Consider the following 22,506-nt stretch of genomic DNA (forward strand, 5'->3'; position numbering starts at 1 on the left):
AATATTTTCGATAATGATATAAAGTGAACATCAACTATCACCTCATACATTCATATAGTTTAAAAAAAATCCCAAACATTTTGTGAATACGTTTAAAAACAATATCTTTGCATCTGAAATGAATGAAGGGAAGCAGGAAAAATGGCTTCCTTTTTTATTCAATACATACCAAATTTATGGTTGATAAAAAAGAACTTGTCAATATTGTCGAGGAGTATCTTAAAGATTCATCGAATTACCTGGTGGATGTCATTTTGGGTACTGGTAATTCTATTACGGTAGAAATTGATAATGATAATGGAGTAGATATTGACGATTGTGTAGCACTGAGCAGAGACATTGAGTCTAAATTAGATCGTGAATCGGAAGATTTCGAACTGACAGTAACCTCAGCAGGACTGACATCGCCTTTTAAAACAATACGTCAGTATAAGAAGTATGAAAACAAAGAAATTGAGGTAGTAGACAAAAAAGGTGTTAAACTGGCTGGAGTTCTAAAATCATCAGATGACAACGGGTTTACTATAACGGTGATCAAAAAGGTTAAACCTGAGGGAGCCAAACGTAAAATGGAAATCGAAGAGGATATCCATTACAAGTTTGATGAAGTAAAATATACAAAATATCTTTTAAGATTTTAATAACACATGGGCAAGAAGAAAGAATCCATAAGTCTCATAGATACATTTTCTGAATTTAACGAGCTGAAAAATATCGATAAGGCTACACTTATCAGCGTTCTGGAAGAAGCATTCAGAACTGTAATTTCCAAGTCACTCGGTACTGACGAAAATTACGACATAATTATTAACCCTGATAAGGGTGACCTTGAAATATGGCGTAACAGAGTAATTGTTGAGGATAATGAACTGGTGGATCCAAACATGGAAATTAAGCTTTCAGAAGCTTTAAAGATTGATGAGGATTTTGAAGTAGGTGAAGAGGTAACAGACGAGGTGCCACTTGAGCATTTTGGTCGCCGCACCATACTTAATCTAAGACAAACACTTTCTTCTAAGATACTGGAACTTGAGAAAGATAATTTATACAATCTGTATAAAGAAAAGGTTGGAGAGATTGTATCTGGAGAGGTATATCAGGTATGGAAGAAAGAACTCTTACTTCTTGATGATGATCATAATGAACTCATACTACCAAAAACTGAGCAGATTCCAAGTGATTTCTTCCGTAAAGGAGAGCATGTCCGTGCAGTAGTTGCCAGAGTGGAGAATAAAAACAACAACCCTAAAATTATACTTTCACGTACATCTCCAGTATTTTTAGAACGTTTATTTGAACAGGAAATACCTGAGATTGCAGACGGATTAATAACAATAAAAGGTATTGCCCGAATTCCTGGTGAACGTGCAAAAGTGGCTGTTGAAGCTTATGATGACAGAATAGATCCTGTTGGTGCCTGTGTAGGTATGAAAGGATTTCGTATTCATGGTATAGTTCGTGAATTGCGCAATGAAAATATTGACGTAATTAACTATACAAACAATACCTCTCTGTATATACAGCGTGCTCTGAGCCCAGCAAAAATCAATTCAATTACAGTTAAAGAGGAAGAACACCGCGCAGAGGTTTTCCTTAATCCTGAAGAGGTTTCACTGGCAATTGGCAAAGGGGGTGCAAACATTAAACTTGCATCTATGCTTACTGGGTATAATATTGAGGTGTTCAGAGATATTGATGAAGTGGATGAAGAGGACATTTACCTGGATGAGTTTCGCGATGAAATTGATGGCTGGGTAATTGATCAGCTAAAGAAGATTGGATGTTCTACAGCCAAGAATGTACTTGCAACAAGCAGGGAAAGGCTGATCAGAGAGGCTGATCTAGAAGAGAGTACAGTAGATGAAGTTCTTGCTATTCTTCGATATGAATTCGAGGATGAAGAAGATTCTGAAGAATTTGATGATTCTGCTGATATTGATTTAAATGAGGCGCAGGAGCCGGAAATAGAGGATGATAATGTGGAAGAATAATTTAAATCGTTTCACATTGTAAAATCAACAAAAAAAGAGTAAGGTTAGAAGATATATATATGCCTATTAGACTAATTAAAGTTTCGAAAAATTTAAATGTGGGAATTAACAGTCTTGTTGAGTTTCTGCACAAGAAAGGTATTGAAATAGAAGCAAATCCGAATATTAAGATTGAGGATGAGCACTATGATATACTGATCGCTGAATTTGGCAAGGATAAGAATATCCGGAAAGAGGCTACAGAAACACGTGAAAAGATGCATCGTCGTGATGATAAGCGTGAAACTGTAGCTATAGAAGGTTATGAATTGCCAGAAGATAATGTTTCTAAAAAAGCCGTTGAAAAAGAGACTATTGAAACAGAAGTTCCACAAGAACTGAAACCACAGGTAAATGTGATTGGCAGTATCGATCTTGATAAACTGAATAAGAAAAAAACAGAACCTAAAAAGAGCGTATCAAAAGTTGAAAAAGCTCACAAGGAAGAAGAAGTTCAGACTCAAGAAAACATTCAACCTAAAATTGAAGTAAAAGAAGAAATTGTTGCAGAAACTCCTGTAAAAGAAGAGCCTAAAGTTGAAGCTACTGCTAAAAAAGAGAGCAAAATTGAAGAGGTTGCTGAAGAAAAACTGATACCACAAGTAGATTCGGCTCCAGAAGTAGTAAAAGAAACAGCATCAAAGAGTAAACCAGTAGCGGAGGTTAAAGAAGAGGTTAAAACTAAAACTTCTGCTGAAACTAAACAGAAAACTGAAGTTGAAGAAACAGTAGAAAAAGCAGCTGAGACAGACAGTAAAATTGATACTGAATCAAAACCTTCAATTAAAAAAGAAATTAAAGAACAAGAAATATATTCTAAGGACGAAGAAGAAGTGAACGTAAAAACTGTTGAAATTAAAGCTGCTGAAGAAACAGAACTGGAGGTTGACAAAAACATTGAAGGTGAACAGGAAAAAGTATCAGAGGATACTACTACTGCTGCTGAAGGTTCCAGGTCGGAAAAGGTATTCCGATTACATAAAAATAAACTGGAATCGAACATAGTAGTAAAAGGCTCCATTGATTTAAGTACAATTAATGACCGTACTCGTCCACCTAGAAAATCCCGTGCTCAACGCAAAAAAGAACGCCTTGAAAGAGAACAGAAGCTCCTCGATAGCAAAAAACTGAAAGAAGAAAAAGTTAAACTTCTCAAGAAAGAGGCTATTGACGAAAAGAAGAAACATATAGATGATGCTGAAGCTACAGAAGACAGCAAAAAGAAAAAACGTAAAAGAATACGTTCTAGTAAAGTAAATATAGATAAACCTGCAACATTTAACCAGACACCAAGAAGCGACAGAAGAGCTACACTTAGAAAGCCAATTAAATCGGAGGTTAGTGAAGAGGATGTGCAGAAACAGATTAAAGAAACATTAGCACGACTAACTGCAAAAAGAGGCAAGAAAGGTGGGGCCAAATATCGTCGAGAGAAACGTGAAGCAAGTGCAACAAGACAAAGAGAGGAACTAAAACAGCAGGAAAGAGAAAGCCGCATATTGCAGCTTACTGAATTTGTAACTGCAAATGACCTTGCCAACATGATGGATGTATCCGTGACAGATGTTATATCTACATGTATGAGTCTTGGCGTTATGGTGGCTATAAACCAGCGTCTTGATGCTGAAATTATTAACCTTGTTGCTGAAGAATATGGATTCAAAACAGAATATGTAAGTGCAGATGTTATTGAAGCAATAGCCGAAGAGGAAGATGATCCTAAAGATCTGGTACCTCGCTCTCCTATTGTAACGGTGATGGGTCACGTAGACCACGGAAAAACATCACTTCTTGACAGTATCAGAAGTACAAATGTTATTGCCGGTGAAGCTGGTGGTATTACTCAGCATATTGGTGCTTATAATGTAGAACTATCAGATGGTAGAAAAATCACATTCCTCGATACTCCGGGTCACGAAGCATTTACTGCTATGCGTGCTAGAGGAGCTAAGGTTACAGACGTAGCTATAATAATTATTGCAGCAGACGACAATGTGATGCCTCAGACAGTTGAAGCGATCAACCATGCCGGTGCAGCAGGAGTTCCGATAGTATTCGCAATTAATAAGGTAGATAAACCAGGAGCTAATCCTGAAAAGATTAAAGAGAAACTGGCCGAGATGAACTACCTTGTTGAGGACTGGGGAGGTAAATATCAGTCACAGGAAATCTCAGCAAAGAAAGGTACTGGAATTCGCGAACTGTTGGAAAAAGTAATTCTTGAAGCTGATTTGCTAGAGCTTAAGGCAAATCCTAATCGTAAGGCAACAGGTTCGATAATTGAGTCTGAGCTTGATAAAGGTCGTGGTTACATCGCCACTGTACTGGTAGAAAACGGAACATTGAGACAGGGAGATATTGTAATTGCTGGAGCTTATTTTGGTCGCATTAAAGCGATGTTTAATGAGCGCAATCAGCGAATAACCGAAGCTGGTCCTTCAGAGCCGGCACTTATCCTGGGACTTAATGGAGCACCTCAGGCTGGAGATACATTCAATGTTATGGATACTGAGCAGGAAGCACGTGCAATTGCTAATAGAAGAGAGCAATTACAGCGTGAACAGTCTATGCGTACGCAGAAATTACTTACACTTGATGATATCGGCAGAAGAATTGCAATCGGTAACTTCCAGCAATTAAATATAATCGTGAAAGGTGACGTGGACGGTTCAGTAGAAGCTCTTTCTGACTCACTTATTCGTCTGTCAACAGAAGAAATACAGGTAAATGTAATTCATAAGGCAGTGGGACAGATTTCAGAGTCTGATATTACACTAGCTGCAGCATCAGAAGCAATTATAATCGGATTCCAGGTACGTCCATCACTAAATGCACGTAAAGAAGCTGAAAAAGAGGGTGTTGATATACGACTCTACTCAATCATATATGATGCTATTGAAGAGGTTACTGCTGCAATGGAAGGTATGCTTTCACCTGATATTAAAGAAGAGGTAACAGGAAACGTAGAAGTACTGGAAGTATTCAAAGTATCTAAAATTGGTGCTGTAGCCGGTTGTATGGTACGTGACGGAAAGGTGAAACGCTCAAGTAAGATTAGACTAATTCGTGATGGAATTGTTGTCTACACCGGAGAAATTGATTCTCTTAAACGTTTTAAAGATGATGTTAAAGAGGTTACTTCAGGCTACGAATGTGGAATAACAATACATAATTTCAACGATATAAAAGTGGGTGATATAATTGAAGCTTATGAGGAGATAGAAGTAAAGAAAACTTTATAAGAAAAAATATTCATTTCATTAATAATATGTTTATGAGAAAAATAAAACTTTTAGGTCTTTGCTTGTTTATAGTGGCATTTAGTGGTAAGGTCTTTTCTCAAGATTTTAATCAAACACAAAATTTTGGCCAACAGCAAAATATTCAGCAGATAAAGATAGGATTTGTAAACTCAAATGATATTCTTAAAGAATTTCCTGAAAAGAATCAGGCTACTGAGCAATTGCTTAACTTAAGTAAAGAGTATGAAAGTGAATTACAGTTAATGCAGAGTGAGTATAACAAGAAATATTCCGACTATATCACTTATCAAGCATCTCTAGCAGAAAATATCAAACTACGCAGAATGCAGGAGCTAACTGAACTGGAGAACAGAATTCAGGAGTTCATGAGTATGGCCCAAAAAGATATTGAATATCAGGAAAAAGAAAAACTTGAACCATTACAGCAAAAGATTAAGGAAGCTATCAGACAGGTAGGTATTGAGCGTAATTATACAGTAATTTACGATTTAGCCAATCCTGGAATAGCCTTTGTTTCTCCTCTTGCTGAAGATGCCAATATTTACGTAAAACAAAAGTTAGGTATCAAATAAGTGGTAGCAGGTGGAAAAGACAGATCCCGATAGATCAGGTGCAGTCGGAATTTTTGATTCCGGCTACGGTGGACTCACGGTATTATCGGGAATAAAATCAGTTTTGCCTGAATACGACTATATATATCTTGGAGATAATGCCAGAGCACCCTATGGAAACCGTTCATTTGAAAGAGTATATGAGTTTACACTCGAAGCTGTAAAATGGTTTTTTAAACAGGGATGCCATCTTGTTATACTGGCATGCAATACAGCATCTGCAAAAGCACTTCGTACCATTCAGCAGGTAAATCTGCCTCAGATTGATCCTGAGAAAAGAGTTCTTGGCGTAATACGCCCAACTGCAGAGCAGATAGGACTCGCTTCTAAAAGCGGACATATTGGCGTAATGGGGACAGAAGGCACTATTCAATCAAAATCTTATCAGATTGAGATATCAAAACTGCATCCTCATATAACTGTTATCGGTGAAGCTTGCCCTATGTGGGTTCCATTAGTGGAAAACAGAGAGTATGATAAACCGGGTGCAGATTATTTCATTAAACAACATGTGGATAATCTTTTAACCAGAGATCCTCAGATAGATACCATAATATTGGGATGCACACATTATCCTCTTTTAATGGAAAAAATAAGAAGGTATCTGCCTGAAAACATTTCTATAATTTCGCAAGGAGAAGTTGTAGCCTACAGTCTAAAAGATTATCTGAGAAGGCATCCTGAAATTGATGAAAAATGTACTAAAGGAGGTACTACACGTTACTTTACAACCGATTCACCTGACAAATTCACTCATCAGGCTTCAATATTTTTAGAAGAACAAATAGTTGCCGAATATGCAATGTTATAATTATTACTATGAACTGGTTTGATTTAACTATTCTTATTTTTCTATTGATAGCCTTGGTAAATGGCTATAAGAAAGGTTTTGTTATGCAATTGGTGGGACTGGCAACTATTGTACTCGCTGCAATATTCGGTGGTAAGCTAGCAGCTTCAATCCTTCCGGAGATTAACCGATTTATGGAGATCTCTCCAAGCTTTGCTAGAGTACTATCCTTTCTGATTGCCTTTGGACTTATTGCTGTTGTTATTTCAATTATAGGAAGACTTATCGAGAAGTTCATTGATTTAGTATCCTTGAGTTTCTTAAACAGGCTTTTGGGTTGTGTAATTGCGTTAGGAACAATAATGGTAATTTTAAGTATCGTCTTGAACCTGGTACTTATGCTTGATAAGAGAGAAAACATTATTACTAAAGAGATAAAACAGGAGTCTTTTTTCTTCGAACGTGTTGAAGCAGTTGTTCCAGCAATTGTTCCCTACTTGGATAAAGAGTTATGGGAAGAATTTATACCCGAAAATTATCGTAATGAGATAGAAAATAAAGGAGACAGTTTACTTCATGAAATGCCTGGTTATATCAATATTGATTCATCTTTTCAGCAAAGACATTTTAAGGTAGATTAGAGGTATGGCTATACATAATGAAGGAAAAAAACCACTGATCAGGATATTTATCGTTTTGCTTCTGATAAATGTCGTAATAACTTATTTTCTACCTGATACACTTTTCGCAGTAATAGTGTTAGCTGTTTCACTAATACTGTTTGGTTTGTCAATGAACTTTTACAAGAAGCCAAACAGAGAATATAAAGGTGATTTACATGGATTGGTAAATGCCCCTACAGACGGCAGAATAGTAGCAATAGAGAAAGTATTTGAGAAAGATTTTTTTAATGATGAGAGAATACAGATCTCCATTTTCATGACTTTCTTCAATGCCCATTCAAATTGGATTCCCGTATCAGGTAAAGTAGTTCATTGCTCTCATGTACCTGGTAATTTTTACGCTGCCTATCTGCCAAAATCAAGTACAGAAAACGAGCATTCAAACATATTAATCGAAACCCCTGAACATGGCACTATTCTCACTAAACAGATAGCAGGAGCTATTGCCCGCAGAATAGTAACATATGTAAAAGAGGGCGAGATTGTGCATATAGGCTCTCCTTTAGGATTTATCAAACTCGGTTCAAGGATGGATATTTATCTTCCCTTAGATAGTGAGATACTAGTAAATATTGGGGAAGAGGTCAGAGCTAATGTTACATTTCTTGCACGTTTAACCAAAGAAGAGAACAAATGAGAAAACATGTTCCAAATATCTTAACACTCCTAAACCTATTCTCTGGCTGTATTGCGATAACAATGGCCTTTAAAAGCAATTTTGAGGGAGTGGTAATCTGGGTCGCCATTGCAGCTCTTTTTGATTTTCTTGATGGGATGGCAGCAAGAATTCTAAAAACATTCTCTCCTCTTGGCAAGGAACTTGACTCATTAGCAGATGTGGTAAGTTTTGGAGTAGCTCCCGCAACTGCATTATTCATCTTGATGAATAATCACTTTCTTCTATACGTATCACCACATACAATAAGTCATTTCGCTCCTTATCTTTCTTTCATTATACCAATGTTTGCGGCTTACAGACTTGCAAAATTCAATATAGATGAGCGACAGTCTACTACATTTTTCGGTTTGCCTACTCCGGCGAACGGACTCTTCTGGATAAGTTATTGCTATGGTTTACATAAGCTAACACCATTAAACGATCTGATTTTCTACCTTACTATAATGTTGATTTTTCTGTTCTCATGGCTGATGATTTCAGAAATTCCAATGTTCTCACTTAAGATTAAAAAGTTGACAATCAAAGGAAATGAAAGACAACTCTTACTGGTTGCCCTGTTCATAATATTCACATCACTATGGGGTATTTCAGGACTTGCAGGAGTGATAACTATGTACATAATAATCTCAGTATTTACAACAGGCATATCGAGCCGAAGCGTTAAATAATTAAATAAAGTTGAAAGGTTCAAAGTAAACATTGTATCTTTACTAAATATAAAAGTATTATATACTTATGGGTATTCTAATAAAATTTTTCTTATTCTTCGTATTTATATACCTTATACTTAAAGGTCTTGTGGCTTTCGTATTAGGTGGCAAAAGATCCGGTAAATCAAATCCATACAGACAATACAGATCTCGGCCTGAGCAACCCAAACAGCCTGAATCACAGGAGGATCGTATCATTGAGTACCAGAAAAAGACATTTGAATCTACCGAAGCTGAAGATGCCGAGTTTATTGAGATAAATGAAAAATAACGGAACAGAGCTATTTACTTTATTATTGGAAAATCATTAACATCATATACTAAAAAACATGACTGATATTTTTGACAGACTGAAAAGTGTTCAGGGACCACTTGAGCAGTATCGCAGAAAAGCTGAAGGCTATTTTATGTTTCCTGAGTTAGAGGGAGAAATAGGACCTAGAATGATATTCCATGGCAAAGAGGTTATAACATGGAGTTTGAACAACTACCTCGGTCTAGCCAATCATCCCGAAGTGCGTGAAGCTGATGCTAAAGCTGCAGCCGATTGGGGTATGGCTTACCCCATGGGTGCCAGAATGATGTCTGGACAAACAAAATATCACAAAGAACTTGAAGAACGACTAGCCAGATTTGAGAAAAAGGAGGCAGCTTATCTGCTTAATTATGGCTACCAGGGAATGGTTTCAATACTCGACTCATTAGTTTCAAGAAACGATGTAATTGTATATGATTCAGAATGTCATGCCTGCATTATGGATGGTATTTTCCTTCATAAAGCAAAGGGTGGCAAGAGTTATGTATTCCCACACAACGATATGGAACGTTGTGAAAAGATGCTAGGTTTTGCAACAACAAAAGCAGAAGAGAACGGTGGAGGAATACTTCTTGTAACAGAAGGTGTTTTTGGAATGTCTGGAGGATTGGGCTACTTGCCCGGAATAGTTAAGCTAAGGGAGAAATTCAACTTCAGAATAATGATAGACGATGCACATGGATTTGGTACAATGGGTGAAACAGGTGCAGGCACAAGTGAGCATTTTGGACTAATGGACGAGGTTGATATCTATTTCTCAACATTTGCAAAATCCATGGCAGGCATTGGCGCTTTTGTAGCTACAGACAAGGATATTATTGATTCACTCAAATACAATATGCGCTCACAAATATTTGCCAAGTCTCTTCCTATGCCGATGGTTATAGGAGCACTCAAGCGCCTTGATATTCTGCAGAATCAGCCACAACACAAAGAAAATCTTTGGAAAGTAGCCAAAATGCTTCAGAATGGATTGATTGAAGAAGGATTCAATATCGGTGATACCGAGTCACCCGTTACTCCTGTATATGTAAAAGGAAATGTAGCTGAAGGAACAAATGTGGTAGTCGACCTGCGTGAAAACCATGGAATATTCTGTTCAATTGTTGCATATCCTGTGGTTCCTAAAGATGTACTAATGCTCAGACTTATTCCCACAGCTGCACATACAGTAAAGGAAGTAGAAGAGACAATCAAAGTTTTCAAAATTATAAAATCAAATCTCGAAGCCGGAAAATATAAATCCGAAGAGATGCCGTCGATGTCAGTCGAATAAAAAAACATACCAGATGCTACGAGTAAAAGTTCAGCATAAGTACAAGTTAACCTGTACCAAATGCGGTTACGTAACACCCAACTTCTGGACATGGTTTGATCAAAACCAGCAATGTCCAAAGTGTGGTAGTAAACATTCGGAAGTATCATACAACAGAAGGTACCAGAGGTTGCCCCGTATCATGAAACGTGAACCGGACAGCTTCTGGCTCTATTTCCCATACCTTCCTCTTTTACGCAGAAGACACATAATCTCACTTAAAGAAGGCGCTATACCTGTTGAAAAATGGACTTTCCTTGAGGAGTTTGCAAAAGAAAAATTTGGATTGAACATCAATGTTCATGTCTACCGTAACGATCTAAATGGTGGAACAGGCACATTTAAGGATATTGCTGCTTCTTTAGCGGCAAGTCTCTTTAAAGAAATAGGAATAGATCAATATTGTATCGCTTCTACAGGTAACTCTGCAACAGCCTATGCCAAATATCTTTCCATGGCAAAAGTAAACTGCTCGGTTTTCATGCCCGAAGATACTTTAAAAGCCTCTGAAGCAACTATCAGCTCATACGGACAGCAGGTGTTCAAGGTGCTTGGCGACTATGCCAAAGCAAAGGAGATTGCTGCAGGCTACGCCAGGATACATAATATACCTATGTCAACAGGCAATATCGACCCAATACGAATTGAAGCAAAAAAGACAATGGTGTTCGAGTGGATACGTCAGATGGACAAATTTCCTGATGTATACATTCAAGCTATTAGCGGAGGAACAGGGCCTCTTGCCATAGATAAAGGTATCAGAGAGTTAAAGGGAATATATCCTAAACTTAAGAATCCACGATTTCTGCTTGTTCAGACAGATGGGTGCGACCCTATGGTACAAGCCTGGGAGAAAGCTGAAAAAGAAGGATTTCCGGAAGGATTCGAAAATGAATACCCCATTATATATAACCCACAGACAGAGGTACCAACACTTGCAACGGGTAATCCGGCCACATATCCAATACTAGCAAAGCTAGTTCAGAAAACAGGTGGAAGTTTTCTCAGAATGCATGAGAGCAAACTGCTTTCTGTAGGTAAAATTATGGCATATGAGAAGAAGGTGATACCGGGACCCGCATCGGCAGTTTGTATGGCTGGTTTCTTCATAGCACTGAAAAAGAATAAAATCAAAGATGGAGAGACTGTACTAATCAACTTAGGCGAGGGTGCAAATCGCGCACCTTACTTTTTGGAACAGATGATTTATACAACTAAGAGTGTAAATAGTGTGGAAGATTGTGCACCTCACCATATTGAAGACTTCCGCACCAAACTATGGAATGATATTCTGGAAGGTTAATGCAAAACAGTAAAACAATATGGATTACAGGAGCCTCGTCAGGAATTGGCGAAGCTTGTGCATATCAATTCGCTAAGGAGAAGTTTAATCTTATACTTACTGCAACACGTGTTGACAAGCTGCAAGAGGTGCAATGTACATGTGTTAATCTGGGCGCACGTTGTGTCATAATTCCATACGACCTGTCCGATCTCGAAAACATTGATGAACTAACCGACAATGCATTAGCCGCTTTTGGCAAAATTGATACACTCTTTTTAAATGCAGGCATCAGTCAGCGCTCTAAAACACTCGATACCTCATTCTCCGTAGATGAGAAAATAATGAATGTCAACTTCTTTGCCCCGGTAAAGATAACTAAGCGTATTTTACCATCAATGATAGAAAACGGAGGAGGCACAATAGCGGTAACCAGCAGTATCTCAGGAAAATTCGGATTTCCTCTGCGTTCAGCTTATGCATCATCAAAGTTTGCTGTTTACGGATTCTTTGAAACAGTACATGCTGAGTATTACGACAACAATATACGCGTTGTGATGGTATGCCCCGGCCGCATCAAAACAAACATATCATACAATGCTCTGGAGGCTGATGGCAGCAAGCATGCCAAAATGGATGAAGGGCAAAACAGCGGAATGTCAGCAGAGAAAGCGGCAAAAAAGATAGTAAAAGCAATTATAAAGCAAAAACCAGAAGTGCTTGTAGGTGGTAAAGAACTCCTGATGATATATATCAAACGGTTCCTGCCCGGATTATCCAGAAAGATGGTAAGAAGAGTCAGTTCAACTTAATAATTCATTCTGCACGAATCATTGAAAGGAAAATAAATTCGCAACTCTACAGTAAATTAATTTTATGTTCTAACTGTAATCCTTTCAATGAAGAAAATAAAAGGAGATTAAAACAATGAAAGAAAATTATATAATATCCGGAATTCAACAGATTGGTATTGGAGTAGAGAATTTTGCTGAAGCTTGGAGGTACTACATCGAAGTATTTAATATGGATATCCGAATCCTTGAAGATGATAAAGTAGCAGAGCTGATGCTTCCATATACAGGAGGCAAACCTCAGAAGCGAAGAGCAGCAATAGCACTCAACCTTCAGGGAGGTGGTGGTTTCGAGATATGGCAGTACTCAGATCGCAAACCCAAACCTGCTGATTTCGAGATTCAGGCAGGCGATCTTGGAGTATTTGCTGCAAAGATAAAAAGCAAGCATGTAGAAAAGACATACGAGCTCTTTAGTAAAAAACCCAATATTAACCTGTTAGGGAAACCCGAAATCAGTATCGATGGTAATAAAACCTTTTTCATGAAAGACCCCTATGGAAATATCTTTCAGATTGTTCATGACACAACAATATACAGAAATGAGGGTCGTTTAACCGGAGGAATAGTTGGAGCAATGATTGGAGTTACAGACATAGAAAAAGCAATGCCAATCTACCGCGACATCCTTGGATATGATATAGTTATAGCAGATGAAACCGGCACCTTTAATGATATAAAAGTACTCCCTTCCGGCGAGGGACAATTCCGTCGCCGCATACTTTCACACAGTAAACCGCGACAAGGCAGTTTCAGTGAACTATTTGGAAAATCATACATAGAGCTGGTGCAACCCCTCGAACGTGCACCCCGTAAGATATATGAAGGTCGCTTCTGGGGCGATCCAGGTTTTATACAAATCTGCTTTGATGTACGCAACACAGACGTCTTAAGAAAAAAGTGCGAAGAGATGGGCTACCCATTTACAGTAGACAGCTCACAAAGTTTCAAGGAGGGAGAATCGTTCGACATGGGAGAAGCTGCAGGACAGTTTGCCTATATCGAAGATCCCGATGGCACACTCATAGAGTTAGTTGAAGCACACAAAATACCACTATTGAAAAAACTCAATCTCTATCTTGATCTCCGTAAACGTGATCCCAGAAAACCACTGTCAAAGAAAATGCTGGGAATGCTTAGATTTATGAAAGTCAAACCTGAAAGCTTATAGAATAATCCGAGAACTTATAGGAGAATAAACATCTCTTATAACACAATTTCACCGCCGTTTCTCAGTTATATAGATAATGGAGAAACGGTGGTGAAATTTAGTAATAACCATACAGTTGTGCGTGGCAAACAGATCACATGCACATTAATTTTATTGCAGGATACAATAACGGACCTTTTAACTCGTTAGAAATACAACCGGTAGTATGTTTGCTTATTCAAACTTACAGATAAGGTTCCTAAGAATCCATATATGCTGGGATTAATAGAAGTTATGGTTACAAGCATACGACTTTTATAGAGAATAAACTATAATATAAACATGAGGAAATATTTTTTATTGTTGCTGATAATCACTCTAACCTATTCATGTGGTGGTGGAAGAATGGGGAGAATTGGAACAATTGGCGGAGAACTTACTGGTGTACCTGTGGGCAGAGTCTGGGATGAGCCAACACCATATAATATGGTATTAGTTTCCCGTGGAGCCTATACAATGGGTCCCGGCGAGATTGATTCTCTCTGGGGAATTAATATCCCAACACGCGGAGTCTCAGTTGATAACTTCTGGATGGACGAAACAGAAATCACCAACTCACAATATAAGCAGTTTGTCTACTGGGTACGCGACTCAATAATTCGTGAGCGGATGGCTGATCCCAGGTATGCGGGTGACGACTTCTACAAAATCACTGAAGATATCTATGGAGATCCTGTTACACCACATTTAAACTGGTCGATACCCATACCCTGGACCCGAAATACAGAGGAAGAAGAAGCAACCATAAACAGCCTCTACATCACACACCCAATAACAGGAGAAAAGATGCTTGATGGCAGTCAGCTTAACTTCCGCTACGAACTGTACGACGCTGCAGAGGCCGCAAAGAGCAAATACCGCAACGTATCAGGCAATGGCAGTACCCCAATCTTAATCTCAAAAGATACAGCATATATAGCACAGGATGGCTCAATTGTAAACGAAACAATTACACGCCCTTTCAGTAGTCACTACGACTTCGTACACACCTACATAGTTAACGTTTATCCCGACACAACATGCTGGATAAACGACTTTCACAATAGCAACAATGAGATATACATGCGTAACTACTTCTCAAATCCTGCCTATGCCCACTATCCTGTTGTAGGAGTATCTTGGCAGCAAGCCACAGCCTTTTGTGAATGGCGCACACTCTTCCTTCGCAGAAGCGTTAGCAGTGCAGGAGTACAGGTTGAAAAATACCGACTACCCACCGAAGCTGAATGGGAACTTGCGGCACGCAGTGGAAGCTCCGACAACATATACCCCTGGGGATCAGATGGAACATTAGCGGAAAATGGATGCTATCAAGCCAATTTTAGTCCCGGTGACGGTGCCTATGCCGCCGACAACTTCCTAATAACCGCACCTGTCAGAAGCTTCAAGCCAAATAATATAGGACTATATGATATGGCGGGCAATGTGGCAGAATGGACTTCAACCGCCTATAGCGAATCGGGCAATGAGCTAATGAGTAATATCAACCCGGAATACAGTTACAGTGCATCAGAAGATGCCCCTCCTTTTATGAAGAGGAAAGTTGTTAAGGGGGGATCGTGGAAAGACAATGCACTCTTTATCCGTGCCGATATGAGAGACTCTGAATATCAAAACAGAGGCAGGTCATATATAGGATTCCGCTGTGTCAGAACTCAAATACCCGGATCTCGATGATTTAAACAGAGATGAATAAGTAACAATCTGCTTAACTGCGTTGAATATGACAGTTTAAACAAGATTCAGAATTCTGCAGATAAACCATATGGATTAAAGACAATAATCATTAATGAAAGTAAAATGAACGCATATAAAAAATATAGAAACCGAATCGAGAAGTACCTGCAAACAGAGAGAGGCAAACGACTCATCAACTTCACCTACAGCATCGGTGCGGCAATCGTAATTCTCGGAGCCATGTTCAAATTGCTCCACTTCCCATATGGCAATGAACTTCTATTCATTGGAATGATAACAGAGGTAATAGTATTTACACTCTCAGCATTCGACACCCCCATAAGGGATTATAACTGGGACAGGATATTCCCGGCTCTCACATCAGATAACAGTGATGATCAGCCCAATATAAATATAAATTCCACAACAGAAAAAGTATTAAAAGATCAACAAACAGAAACATCTCATAAACCTGATGATCATCAACATTATAAAGAAACATATAAAACTTATGGGCAGTCGGTTTTCCCAGATAACCGAGTTGATATAACACCACAGAACGAGAAATACTCAAAACAACTTGAAGATCTCACTGCAGAAACAGAAAAGATGACAAAGCAGATACAGGAGCTTAACGACATATATGCTCGGATGCTAAAGGCGATGTCAGCCAATCGTGAGAAATAATTCAAAACTCAGCAAATGGCAGTAAACAGTCCCAATTCCCCCCGTCAAAAAATGATAAACCTGATGTATCTGGTTTTCATTGCCATGCTGGCTCTCAACGTGTCGGCAGAGGTACTCGACGGCTTTGGTCTGGTAGATAACAGTCTGCGCGACTCCTCCACCACCCTGTCCAGCAGGAATGATCTCATCCTGAATGAACTTGCACAGTACAAAGAGTTAAATCCTGAAAAGGCTGAAGAGTGGTACAACCGTGGCATGGAAGTACGCACAATGACCGATTCACTAACCAAATATATTCAGCAGCTCAAATATCTCATGGTCAGAGAAGCCGATGGCCGCAAAGCAGACATCAGTAACATCAGGCACAAAGATGATCTCGAAGCAGCATCAGTAGTAATGCTATCACCCGTAAAAGGAGAAGGTAAAAAGCTTAAAAACGCAATCGATAACTATCGCAACAACATCACCCAATTTGTTCATAACCCAGCACGCAGAGAAATAATAGAAAGGAGTCTGAGTACGCAAACATCAGGCAAAAGCTGGGAAGCATCACACTTCGAAAACATGCCACTTGCAGCAGCAGTAACAATACTCACTAAAATTGAAAACGATATCGTAACAGCCGAAGGCGAAGCCCTTGAAAACATCCTAAACAGTGTAGATGCAGGAGACTTTCGCGTTAATCAACTCAATGCATACCTCATTCCTGAGTCGGATATAGTCTTCCGTGGAAGCAATTACAGAGCCCGTGTGGTGCTTACAGCTGAAGATACAACCAAACAGCCACAGCTAATAATAAACAGCTCAGCAACCCCTGTAATTGAGGGAAACAACAGCTTCACACTTCCCGCCAACACCACTGGAACTTTCCCTATTGATGGCCATCTTGAAATCAGCGGAAACAACGGCACTGTAATCCGTCGAGATTTCCAAAGCAGCTATACAGTCATCGAGCCAATGGCAACAATTGCCCCCTCACTCATGAATGTGTTATATGCCGGAATCGAAAATGAGGTAAGCATATCAGTACCAGGAATTTCCCCACAAAATATAAGTGCTGTCATGACCAACGGAACAGTCACAAGAAGAGGAAATATGTGGTATGCAACACCATCACAAGTTGGTACAGATGCAACAATTACAGTAACAGTTACCACACCCTCAGGAGCGGCACAACAGCTAACCTCCAGAGAGTTCGGGGTAAGAGCACTGCCCGACCCCACTCCTTACATTATATATAGGGATTCGGATGGCAAGCCTGTAATATTTAAGGGAGGAAGCATTGCAAAATCGGTACTAATCAATGCAGATGGAATAGAGGCAGCCATTGATGACGGAATTCTCAACATACCATTCAGAGTTACAGAATTTCGCACACTGTTCTTCGACTCAATGGGGAATGCAATTCCTGAAGTTTCCGACGGCAGTCGTTTCTCCCAGAGGCAGAGAGAGCAGATAAGGCGACTTTCGCGTGGAAGCTATTTCTATATTTCAGGCATTCGTGCTGCAGGTCCTGATGGAGTAGAGCGCGAAATTGCAGTTATTGAAGTTAGAGTAAACTGATAAAAAACATGAATTTCGAAAACTCTGTCAATTATAACAGGTTCCACTCTATAAAGAGAGAAACATATCAAAAGAAATGACAACATTACATGCAATGAAAACAAAAATATTTGTAATTCTCCTGCTGGCAGCAACAGCACAGATCGCCTACCCACAAGAGACAGCCAGAGAAAGGATAGAACAGCGACGACAGGCAGAAGCCGCCAGAAGCAGTTCCACCAGCCAATACAACATCAGTCATAGTGAGGATGAGCTGACCTACATTCTCGAGAACTCACGATGGTCACGCATAATCTACCGCTACCTCGATCTCTCAAAACCTGAGAACTCACCTCTCCTATTATTTACTAAGATCTTTACCTTGCTGCAAAATAATGAGATAAAAGCTTATGAGTACCTCGATGGCCAAGAACTGTTCACCGAAGACTATCTCATTAACTTTACAGAGTTTACAGAACGGTTTGGCATTCAGTCGACCGACATACCGTTAGACGAAGTTCAGGGTTACTATCTCAAAGAGGTATATTACTTCGATACACCAACATCCAGTCTGCGCGTAACACCTTTAGCAATCTGCCCCATCATACAGAGATTCAACAACATCGAAGGCACCACCCGATACCCGCTTTTCTGGATTCCATACAGTGAAATAGCACCCCATGCCAAACAGATGCCGGTAATGCTTTCACCCCTCAACAACAGTATAAGAGGCACTATCGACGACTTCTTCAGAGCCCGCAGATATAATGGGGAGATCTATAAAACAGGCAATCCCGGAAACAGAACCCTCTCTCAACAGACAACAACCCCTGAAGAGTTGAAAGCAGAACAAGAGAGGATAGAACAGGAGCTTATCGATTTTGAAAAAAGATTAAGGCAACAAGAGGTAAGTCAGTCACGACCAACAACCCCAAGATCAGTCGGCAACACCCACAAATCAAACATAGTAGGCACATCACAGCAAACAATGCGAACAAGGCGATACTGACCTATTGTTAATTCAGCAATCATACCAAACCAAAACATCAGAAAAAACGTTTGGTCTGATATCCATTTAAAGTGATATCAAATATGAGCAACAGTAATCCCTCACAAACTAACTACACCGAACTGCTTCAGACACTGGAAAAGCGCTTCGAAAAAAACATAAATAGACATCCCGATCTCAAATGGGAAGAGGTACAAAAAAAACTTGAAAAGAGTCCCACCAAACTCCACACACTCAGCCTGATGGAAGAAACCGGTGGAGAACCCGACGTAATAGGCTACGATCCCAAAACCAAAGAGTATATCTTTTGCGACTGCTCAACAGAGAGCCCAAAAGGTCGCCGCAGCCTCTGCTACGACGAAGCTGCACTTAAATCAAGGAAAGAGTACAAGCCCAAAGGCAGCGCCCTTGGCATGGCGGAGGAGATGGGTGTTGAGATGCTCAATGAAGAGCAATACAAAAAGCTTCAGGAGCTGGGCGATTTCGACAACAAAACATCCAGTTGGGTAACAGCACCAGATAGTGTGCGAGAGAGAGGAGGGGGACTATTTGGTGACAAACGATACGGTCGCACTTTCATCTACCACAATGGAGCCGAATCTTATTATGCTTCAAGAGGATTCAGAGCAATTATCAGAGTATAAATTACATAACCCATACGATAAATCCAGATACCGACATAATAAATACTTAATATTTGTAAATATCAAGGTGCTAACCTGTGCCCAGTAATTTTTTTTGTCTAAAACATGAAAATAATGTCGCTTTATAGAATCATTTTTCCAAAAAAATACTACTTTTGTTAAATGTAATGATATTTCCCTACTGAATATTAAAACATAAAAAACCACCTACAATACTGGATATATATTAACACATCAAGATAACTGGTTTAACGAAAAAATAGTTATAACAATGAAGCAAGCGTTTATTTTAACAGCTGCAGTCATAATGGTCCAACAAATGTCAGCACCCCCTCCAGCCAGGTTATATTGTCACCAACATTAAATGCTGCAAACACACCTGCTGAGACTGCAACACCAAGCGCTATTTTCTGGAATATTTCTTTCTCATATTAAAATTGTAATATGAAATAGGATAGAAATATAAAATCCTGGAGGTCTATACAAATCGAAAAAGTAACCAACATTTAATTCCAAAACATGAGATGGAATTTCAGAAATCTAAAAAATTACAAATCTCACAGAGTATCTGCATACCCCTTTACTGCTTCTCTTTCAGAATTAATGAGAAATAGAGTTATTTACTAATATGTATTGTATTGTCCTGTTTTTAATTTACATTAATTTGATTTAAGTGTAAACCTATTTCAGAACTAGACAGTATCAATAAGTATAAATGGTTTATACTTATTCCACTTCCCGTTTATTATCCGCTTATATCCGGTTTATATTACCTTTATTATCGGCTTATGTTTGAATAAGCATATTTTATACATAGTATAAGCTTTTTCTGGATATATAATATTTAAGATAGTGCCTCTGAAGGTTGCTTTTGTGCACAATTTTGGTTATATTGGACTATATATAAATCTTAATATTATGGCAAAAGGTTCGATTTTTGGTACCCTATCGGGTAAGATTGGCAATGTGGTTGTTTATGAGAGGAATGGCAAGCAAATTGTGAGATCAAACCCTAAGCAACGCGATCCGAAAACTCCGGCACAGTTGGCTCACAGGTTAAAATTTTCATTGGCTAATAAAGGTCTTTCTCCACTTAATAATGTTATAAAAATTGGTTTTAAAAATAGTGAAAAGAGTTACAGAAAGCTTGTGGGTGAGGCTTATCACAATGCTATAATTGGCGAATATCCGAATTTCTCAATGGATTATAGCAGGATTCAGGTTGCTGAGGGTAAGGTTCAACTTCCTTCCAACATTCAAATGAGTTATGAGGAAGGCTCTAACATAGTTGGCTTCATATGGGATACACAAATTGCGGATACTGCTATTAATAGCAGACCTGACGATCATGTGAACATTGTGTGTCTGAATTCAATCTTTCTGGCAGAAATGCACACATTCAACATTTCTAAACGATCTGATGGTAAAGCTTTTTTTGAGCTCCCTATCGGTTGGAAGCCTGAAGATCTTAATTTCTGGATATTTATTACCTCTTACGACTTATCGGAAAACTCTGACAGTATATATCTTTCTATTTCTCACTCCCAACCTTCCTAACCCAATAATTCAAAGTATGATTGGGGGTTTTAAGAACTACTTTAAGAAAGTCTGATACTTCGGGCATTTCTATGGAAAGTAGGGCAAGCTCTTCTTTTAATGGTACTTCGCCAATTTTTATGTATCTGTCGGGATTGCCCTCTTTAATGTTGTTAGTTGTGCTGATATAGACTTCGGCTGTGGTATCGATGTTCTTGCTGATGGAGGTCCAGCTGAGAAGAAGCTTGCTGTTGTCTATCAGTACTCCTTTAAGATTGAAGGCGTCTGCGGGGCTGAATAGAGACAGGCCATCGAGCTCGTAGAGGGTGCTCTGATCTATCGCTATATTCATATAGTCTGCAATGGTGGGAAGAAGGTCTACTGCGGCTGTCCTGTAGTTAAGGGCATAGTCGTTGATGTCTTTCTTGCTGATTACCATCCATGTATTTCTTTCGCTGTCGCTCTGACCACCGTGACTGCGGGCGGTGAGGGGGGTGCGACCATGATCGGTGGCTACAATAAACAGCCACTCTTCGTTATACTCTTCTTCACGCTGTTTTACGGCATCGTATATGAGGCCTATCAGCGCATCGTGATAGGTGATGGAGTTGTAGAATTCGGGACTGTTGCCGTAGTGGTGACCGGCATCGTCGGTGTACTGCAGATAGACCCACGAGAGGTCTGGTCCGTTCTTAGAGATGCTGCTGGCGGCTTCTGAGGCTATGGCGGCATCTATCTTTTTTATGTAGTTGCTATGCTTGTCGTGGGGGTAGTTGATGGTGTCGTGCTCTAACCCGTCGAAGGTATAATCGATCTTCAGGTTTTTAGTTGCATCGAGTCCCTCGCCAAGCAGCTTGGTTCTGTTGTCGAGCCAGGTTGAGTAGATGGCTGTTTTGCCATCGGGATAGGCATCTTTATATAGCCTGAAGATGGTGGGATAGTTGTAATTGGGGTTGGCAATGTTGTTGTCCCATACGTTGTGCTTGTTTACCCAGGTTCCGGTGATAAGTGTTGCATAGCAGTTTGAGGATATGGTGGGGGTCTGTGTGATGCCTCCTCTCTCGCCTCCCACGTATGATTCCAAAAAGATGCCCTCCTGCTCTATCCTGTCGAGATTGGGGGTGCTTGCTTTGTGGATTATGTCTACCGGTATACCATCTGTTATTATGAAAACTGTTTTTCTTTCTGGTTGTTGCGCAAGGGTGATGCTGCCTGTAAGGCAGAGCAGTATCACTAAAAATAATTTGTTCATAGTATCTCTTCCAACTGATCTAATGTCTGTGTTATGCCTTCTTTGAAGCCCATGTCTATATAGGTGTCGATATCTTCGGCTTTTTCGAATGTAAGCAGCATATCAACCATTACTGTATTGCCTGTTTGACTCATCCTGAGCTCCCAGTGGTTCTGAGGGAGTGTTGTGTCTAATGTTCCGTTCTCATCGCTGAAGCCATCTTTTCCTGTGAACGACTCGTTAGGCTCTATGGTGAGGTAATCGAACTTGCCCCACTGAACTTCGCCTTCGGGTCCGTTCATCAAATAGTGCCAGTGACCGCCTTCCCGGAAATCGAGCGACTTGGTAATGGCTCTCCAGGGCTTGGGTCCCCACCACTGATCTAACATCTCGGAGGTGGTCCATGCCTTCCATACTTTCTCTAAGGGGGCATCATATTC

General features: G+C 39.5%; 21 protein-coding genes. 19 read left to right on the forward strand and 2 right to left on the reverse strand.

Features of this window, described 5'->3' with window-relative positions; translation table 11 throughout:
• The first annotated feature begins 176 nt into the window (after nt 1–176).
• The 19 genes from rimP (at nt 177) to BN1354_RS07870 (ending at nt 20,856) form a co-directional block, all read left to right on the forward strand.
• Complete coding sequence (gene rimP, locus BN1354_RS07780) at nt 177–641, forward strand: ribosome assembly cofactor RimP (RefSeq protein ID WP_045090772.1); 465 nt, start codon at nt 177–179, stop codon at nt 639–641.
• Between the two features lie 6 nt (nt 642–647).
• Nucleotides 648–1,991, forward strand: a complete 1,344-nt coding sequence (gene nusA, locus BN1354_RS07785) for a transcription termination factor NusA (protein ID WP_074010745.1) — start codon at nt 648–650, stop codon at nt 1,989–1,991.
• Nucleotides 1,992–2,050: 59 nt separating this feature from the next.
• On the forward strand, nt 2,051–5,272 hold the full coding sequence (gene infB, locus BN1354_RS07790) for a translation initiation factor IF-2 (RefSeq protein WP_053826765.1): 3,222 nt from the start codon (nt 2,051–2,053) through the stop codon (nt 5,270–5,272).
• A 32-nt stretch (nt 5,273–5,304) separates the two neighbouring features.
• Nucleotides 5,305–5,865: an OmpH/Skp family outer membrane protein gene (locus tag BN1354_RS07795; RefSeq protein WP_074010786.1), complete on the forward strand. Its 561-nt coding sequence runs from the start codon at nt 5,305–5,307 to the stop codon at nt 5,863–5,865.
• 10 nt (nt 5,866–5,875) lie between these two features.
• Nucleotides 5,876–6,715 (forward strand): glutamate racemase, encoded by an 840-nt coding sequence (gene murI, locus BN1354_RS07800; protein WP_053826766.1) that lies wholly within the window; start codon nt 5,876–5,878, stop codon nt 6,713–6,715.
• Nucleotides 6,716–6,723: 8 nt separating this feature from the next.
• On the forward strand, nt 6,724–7,335 hold the full coding sequence (locus BN1354_RS07805; protein ID WP_053826767.1) for a CvpA family protein: 612 nt from the start codon (nt 6,724–6,726) through the stop codon (nt 7,333–7,335).
• 4 nt (nt 7,336–7,339) lie between these two features.
• Nucleotides 7,340–8,014 carry a phosphatidylserine decarboxylase family protein gene (locus tag BN1354_RS07810; protein ID WP_053826768.1) on the forward strand — a complete coding sequence of 225 codons (675 nt, stop codon included), beginning with the start codon at nt 7,340–7,342 and terminating at the stop codon, nt 8,012–8,014.
• The gene (gene pssA, locus BN1354_RS07815; protein WP_045088983.1) at nt 8,011–8,724 is read left to right on the forward strand and encodes a CDP-diacylglycerol--serine O-phosphatidyltransferase; all 714 of its coding nucleotides are present in this window, start codon (nt 8,011–8,013) and stop codon (nt 8,722–8,724) included. Before BN1354_RS07810 ends, pssA begins: the two co-directional genes overlap by 4 nt.
• Before the next feature lie 67 nt (nt 8,725–8,791).
• A complete protein-coding gene (locus BN1354_RS07820; protein ID WP_045088982.1) occupies nt 8,792–9,037 on the forward strand; it encodes a hypothetical protein in 246 nt (81 codons plus the stop codon).
• Nucleotides 9,038–9,095: 58 nt separating this feature from the next.
• Nucleotides 9,096–10,358 carry an aminotransferase class I/II-fold pyridoxal phosphate-dependent enzyme gene (locus BN1354_RS07825; RefSeq protein WP_045088981.1) on the forward strand — a complete coding sequence of 421 codons (1,263 nt, stop codon included), beginning with the start codon at nt 9,096–9,098 and terminating at the stop codon, nt 10,356–10,358.
• A gap of 13 nt (nt 10,359–10,371) precedes the next feature.
• On the forward strand, nt 10,372–11,700 hold the full coding sequence (locus BN1354_RS07830) for a threonine synthase (protein ID WP_082331559.1): 1,329 nt from the start codon (nt 10,372–10,374) through the stop codon (nt 11,698–11,700).
• Nucleotides 11,700–12,491, forward strand: a complete 792-nt coding sequence (locus tag BN1354_RS07835) for an SDR family oxidoreductase (protein ID WP_053826770.1) — start codon at nt 11,700–11,702, stop codon at nt 12,489–12,491. Before BN1354_RS07830 ends, BN1354_RS07835 begins: the two co-directional genes overlap by 1 nt.
• 115 nt (nt 12,492–12,606) lie before the next feature.
• Complete coding sequence (locus BN1354_RS07840; RefSeq protein WP_053826771.1) at nt 12,607–13,701, forward strand: VOC family protein; 1,095 nt, start codon at nt 12,607–12,609, stop codon at nt 13,699–13,701.
• 321 nt (nt 13,702–14,022) lie between these two features.
• Nucleotides 14,023–15,417 (forward strand): T9SS ring complex lipoprotein PorK/GldK, encoded by a 1,395-nt coding sequence (gene porK / locus BN1354_RS07845; protein ID WP_045088977.1) that lies wholly within the window; start codon nt 14,023–14,025, stop codon nt 15,415–15,417.
• Nucleotides 15,418–15,540: 123 nt separating this feature from the next.
• Nucleotides 15,541–16,104 carry a type IX secretion system motor protein PorL/GldL gene (porL, locus tag BN1354_RS07850; RefSeq protein WP_045088976.1) on the forward strand — a complete coding sequence of 188 codons (564 nt, stop codon included), beginning with the start codon at nt 15,541–15,543 and terminating at the stop codon, nt 16,102–16,104.
• 15 nt (nt 16,105–16,119) lie between these two features.
• On the forward strand, nt 16,120–17,667 hold the full coding sequence (gene porM / locus BN1354_RS07855) for a type IX secretion system motor protein PorM/GldM (RefSeq protein WP_053826772.1): 1,548 nt from the start codon (nt 16,120–16,122) through the stop codon (nt 17,665–17,667).
• Nucleotides 17,668–17,761: 94 nt separating this feature from the next.
• A complete protein-coding gene (porN, locus tag BN1354_RS07860) occupies nt 17,762–18,655 on the forward strand; it encodes a type IX secretion system ring subunit PorN/GldN (RefSeq protein ID WP_197272045.1) in 894 nt (297 codons plus the stop codon).
• An 83-nt stretch (nt 18,656–18,738) separates the two neighbouring features.
• On the forward strand, nt 18,739–19,299 hold the full coding sequence (locus tag BN1354_RS07865) for a DUF4256 domain-containing protein (RefSeq protein WP_053826774.1): 561 nt from the start codon (nt 18,739–18,741) through the stop codon (nt 19,297–19,299).
• A 918-nt stretch (nt 19,300–20,217) separates the two neighbouring features.
• The gene (locus BN1354_RS07870) at nt 20,218–20,856 is read left to right on the forward strand and encodes a DUF6266 family protein (RefSeq protein WP_154904837.1); all 639 of its coding nucleotides are present in this window, start codon (nt 20,218–20,220) and stop codon (nt 20,854–20,856) included.
• Here the strand turns inward: BN1354_RS07870 and BN1354_RS07875 are convergent.
• A complete protein-coding gene (locus tag BN1354_RS07875) occupies nt 20,831–22,087 on the reverse strand; it encodes an alkaline phosphatase family protein (protein WP_053826775.1) in 1,257 nt (418 codons plus the stop codon). The two genes, BN1354_RS07870 and BN1354_RS07875, sit on opposite strands and share 26 nt — an antisense overlap.
• The gene (locus BN1354_RS07880; protein ID WP_231623093.1) at nt 22,084–22,455 is read right to left on the reverse strand and encodes an SRPBCC family protein; all 372 of its coding nucleotides are present in this window, start codon (nt 22,453–22,455) and stop codon (nt 22,084–22,086) included. The genes BN1354_RS07875 and BN1354_RS07880 overlap by 4 nt, the downstream gene beginning before the upstream one ends.
• Between the last annotated feature and the right edge of the window lie 51 nt (nt 22,456–22,506).

Origin of the sequence: Lascolabacillus massiliensis (assembly GCF_001282625.1) — a bacterium.
GTDB lineage: Bacteria > Bacteroidota > Bacteroidia > Bacteroidales > Dysgonomonadaceae > Proteiniphilum > Proteiniphilum massiliensis.

Coding starts and splice junctions, on each gene's coding strand:
- infB (WP_053826765.1), top strand. CDS start 2,051: ATGCCTATTAGACTAATTAAAGTTTCGAAAAATTTAAATGTGGGAATT.
- porN (WP_197272045.1), top strand. CDS start 17,762: ATGAAAACAAAAATATTTGTAATTCTCCTGCTGGCAGCAACAGCACAG.
- BN1354_RS07805 (WP_053826767.1), top strand. CDS start 6,724: ATGAACTGGTTTGATTTAACTATTCTTATTTTTCTATTGATAGCCTTG.
- BN1354_RS07870 (WP_154904837.1), top strand. CDS start 20,218: ATGGCAAAAGGTTCGATTTTTGGTACCCTATCGGGTAAGATTGGCAAT.
- BN1354_RS07840 (WP_053826771.1), top strand. CDS start 12,607: ATGAAAGAAAATTATATAATATCCGGAATTCAACAGATTGGTATTGGA.
- BN1354_RS07880 (WP_231623093.1), bottom strand. CDS start 22,455: ATGTTAGATCAGTGGTGGGGACCCAAGCCCTGGAGAGCCATTACCAAG.
- BN1354_RS07795 (WP_074010786.1), top strand. CDS start 5,305: ATGAGAAAAATAAAACTTTTAGGTCTTTGCTTGTTTATAGTGGCATTT.
- BN1354_RS07835 (WP_053826770.1), top strand. CDS start 11,700: ATGCAAAACAGTAAAACAATATGGATTACAGGAGCCTCGTCAGGAATT.
- pssA (WP_045088983.1), top strand. CDS start 8,011: ATGAGAAAACATGTTCCAAATATCTTAACACTCCTAAACCTATTCTCT.
- BN1354_RS07875 (WP_053826775.1), bottom strand. CDS start 22,087: ATGAACAAATTATTTTTAGTGATACTGCTCTGCCTTACAGGCAGCATC.
- porK (WP_045088977.1), top strand. CDS start 14,023: ATGAGGAAATATTTTTTATTGTTGCTGATAATCACTCTAACCTATTCA.
- BN1354_RS07830 (WP_082331559.1), top strand. CDS start 10,372: ATGCTACGAGTAAAAGTTCAGCATAAGTACAAGTTAACCTGTACCAAA.
- nusA (WP_074010745.1), top strand. CDS start 648: ATGGGCAAGAAGAAAGAATCCATAAGTCTCATAGATACATTTTCTGAA.
- BN1354_RS07865 (WP_053826774.1), top strand. CDS start 18,739: ATGAGCAACAGTAATCCCTCACAAACTAACTACACCGAACTGCTTCAG.
- porL (WP_045088976.1), top strand. CDS start 15,541: ATGAACGCATATAAAAAATATAGAAACCGAATCGAGAAGTACCTGCAA.
- BN1354_RS07825 (WP_045088981.1), top strand. CDS start 9,096: ATGACTGATATTTTTGACAGACTGAAAAGTGTTCAGGGACCACTTGAG.
- BN1354_RS07810 (WP_053826768.1), top strand. CDS start 7,340: ATGGCTATACATAATGAAGGAAAAAAACCACTGATCAGGATATTTATC.
- porM (WP_053826772.1), top strand. CDS start 16,120: ATGGCAGTAAACAGTCCCAATTCCCCCCGTCAAAAAATGATAAACCTG.
- BN1354_RS07820 (WP_045088982.1), top strand. CDS start 8,792: ATGGGTATTCTAATAAAATTTTTCTTATTCTTCGTATTTATATACCTT.
- rimP (WP_045090772.1), top strand. CDS start 177: ATGGTTGATAAAAAAGAACTTGTCAATATTGTCGAGGAGTATCTTAAA.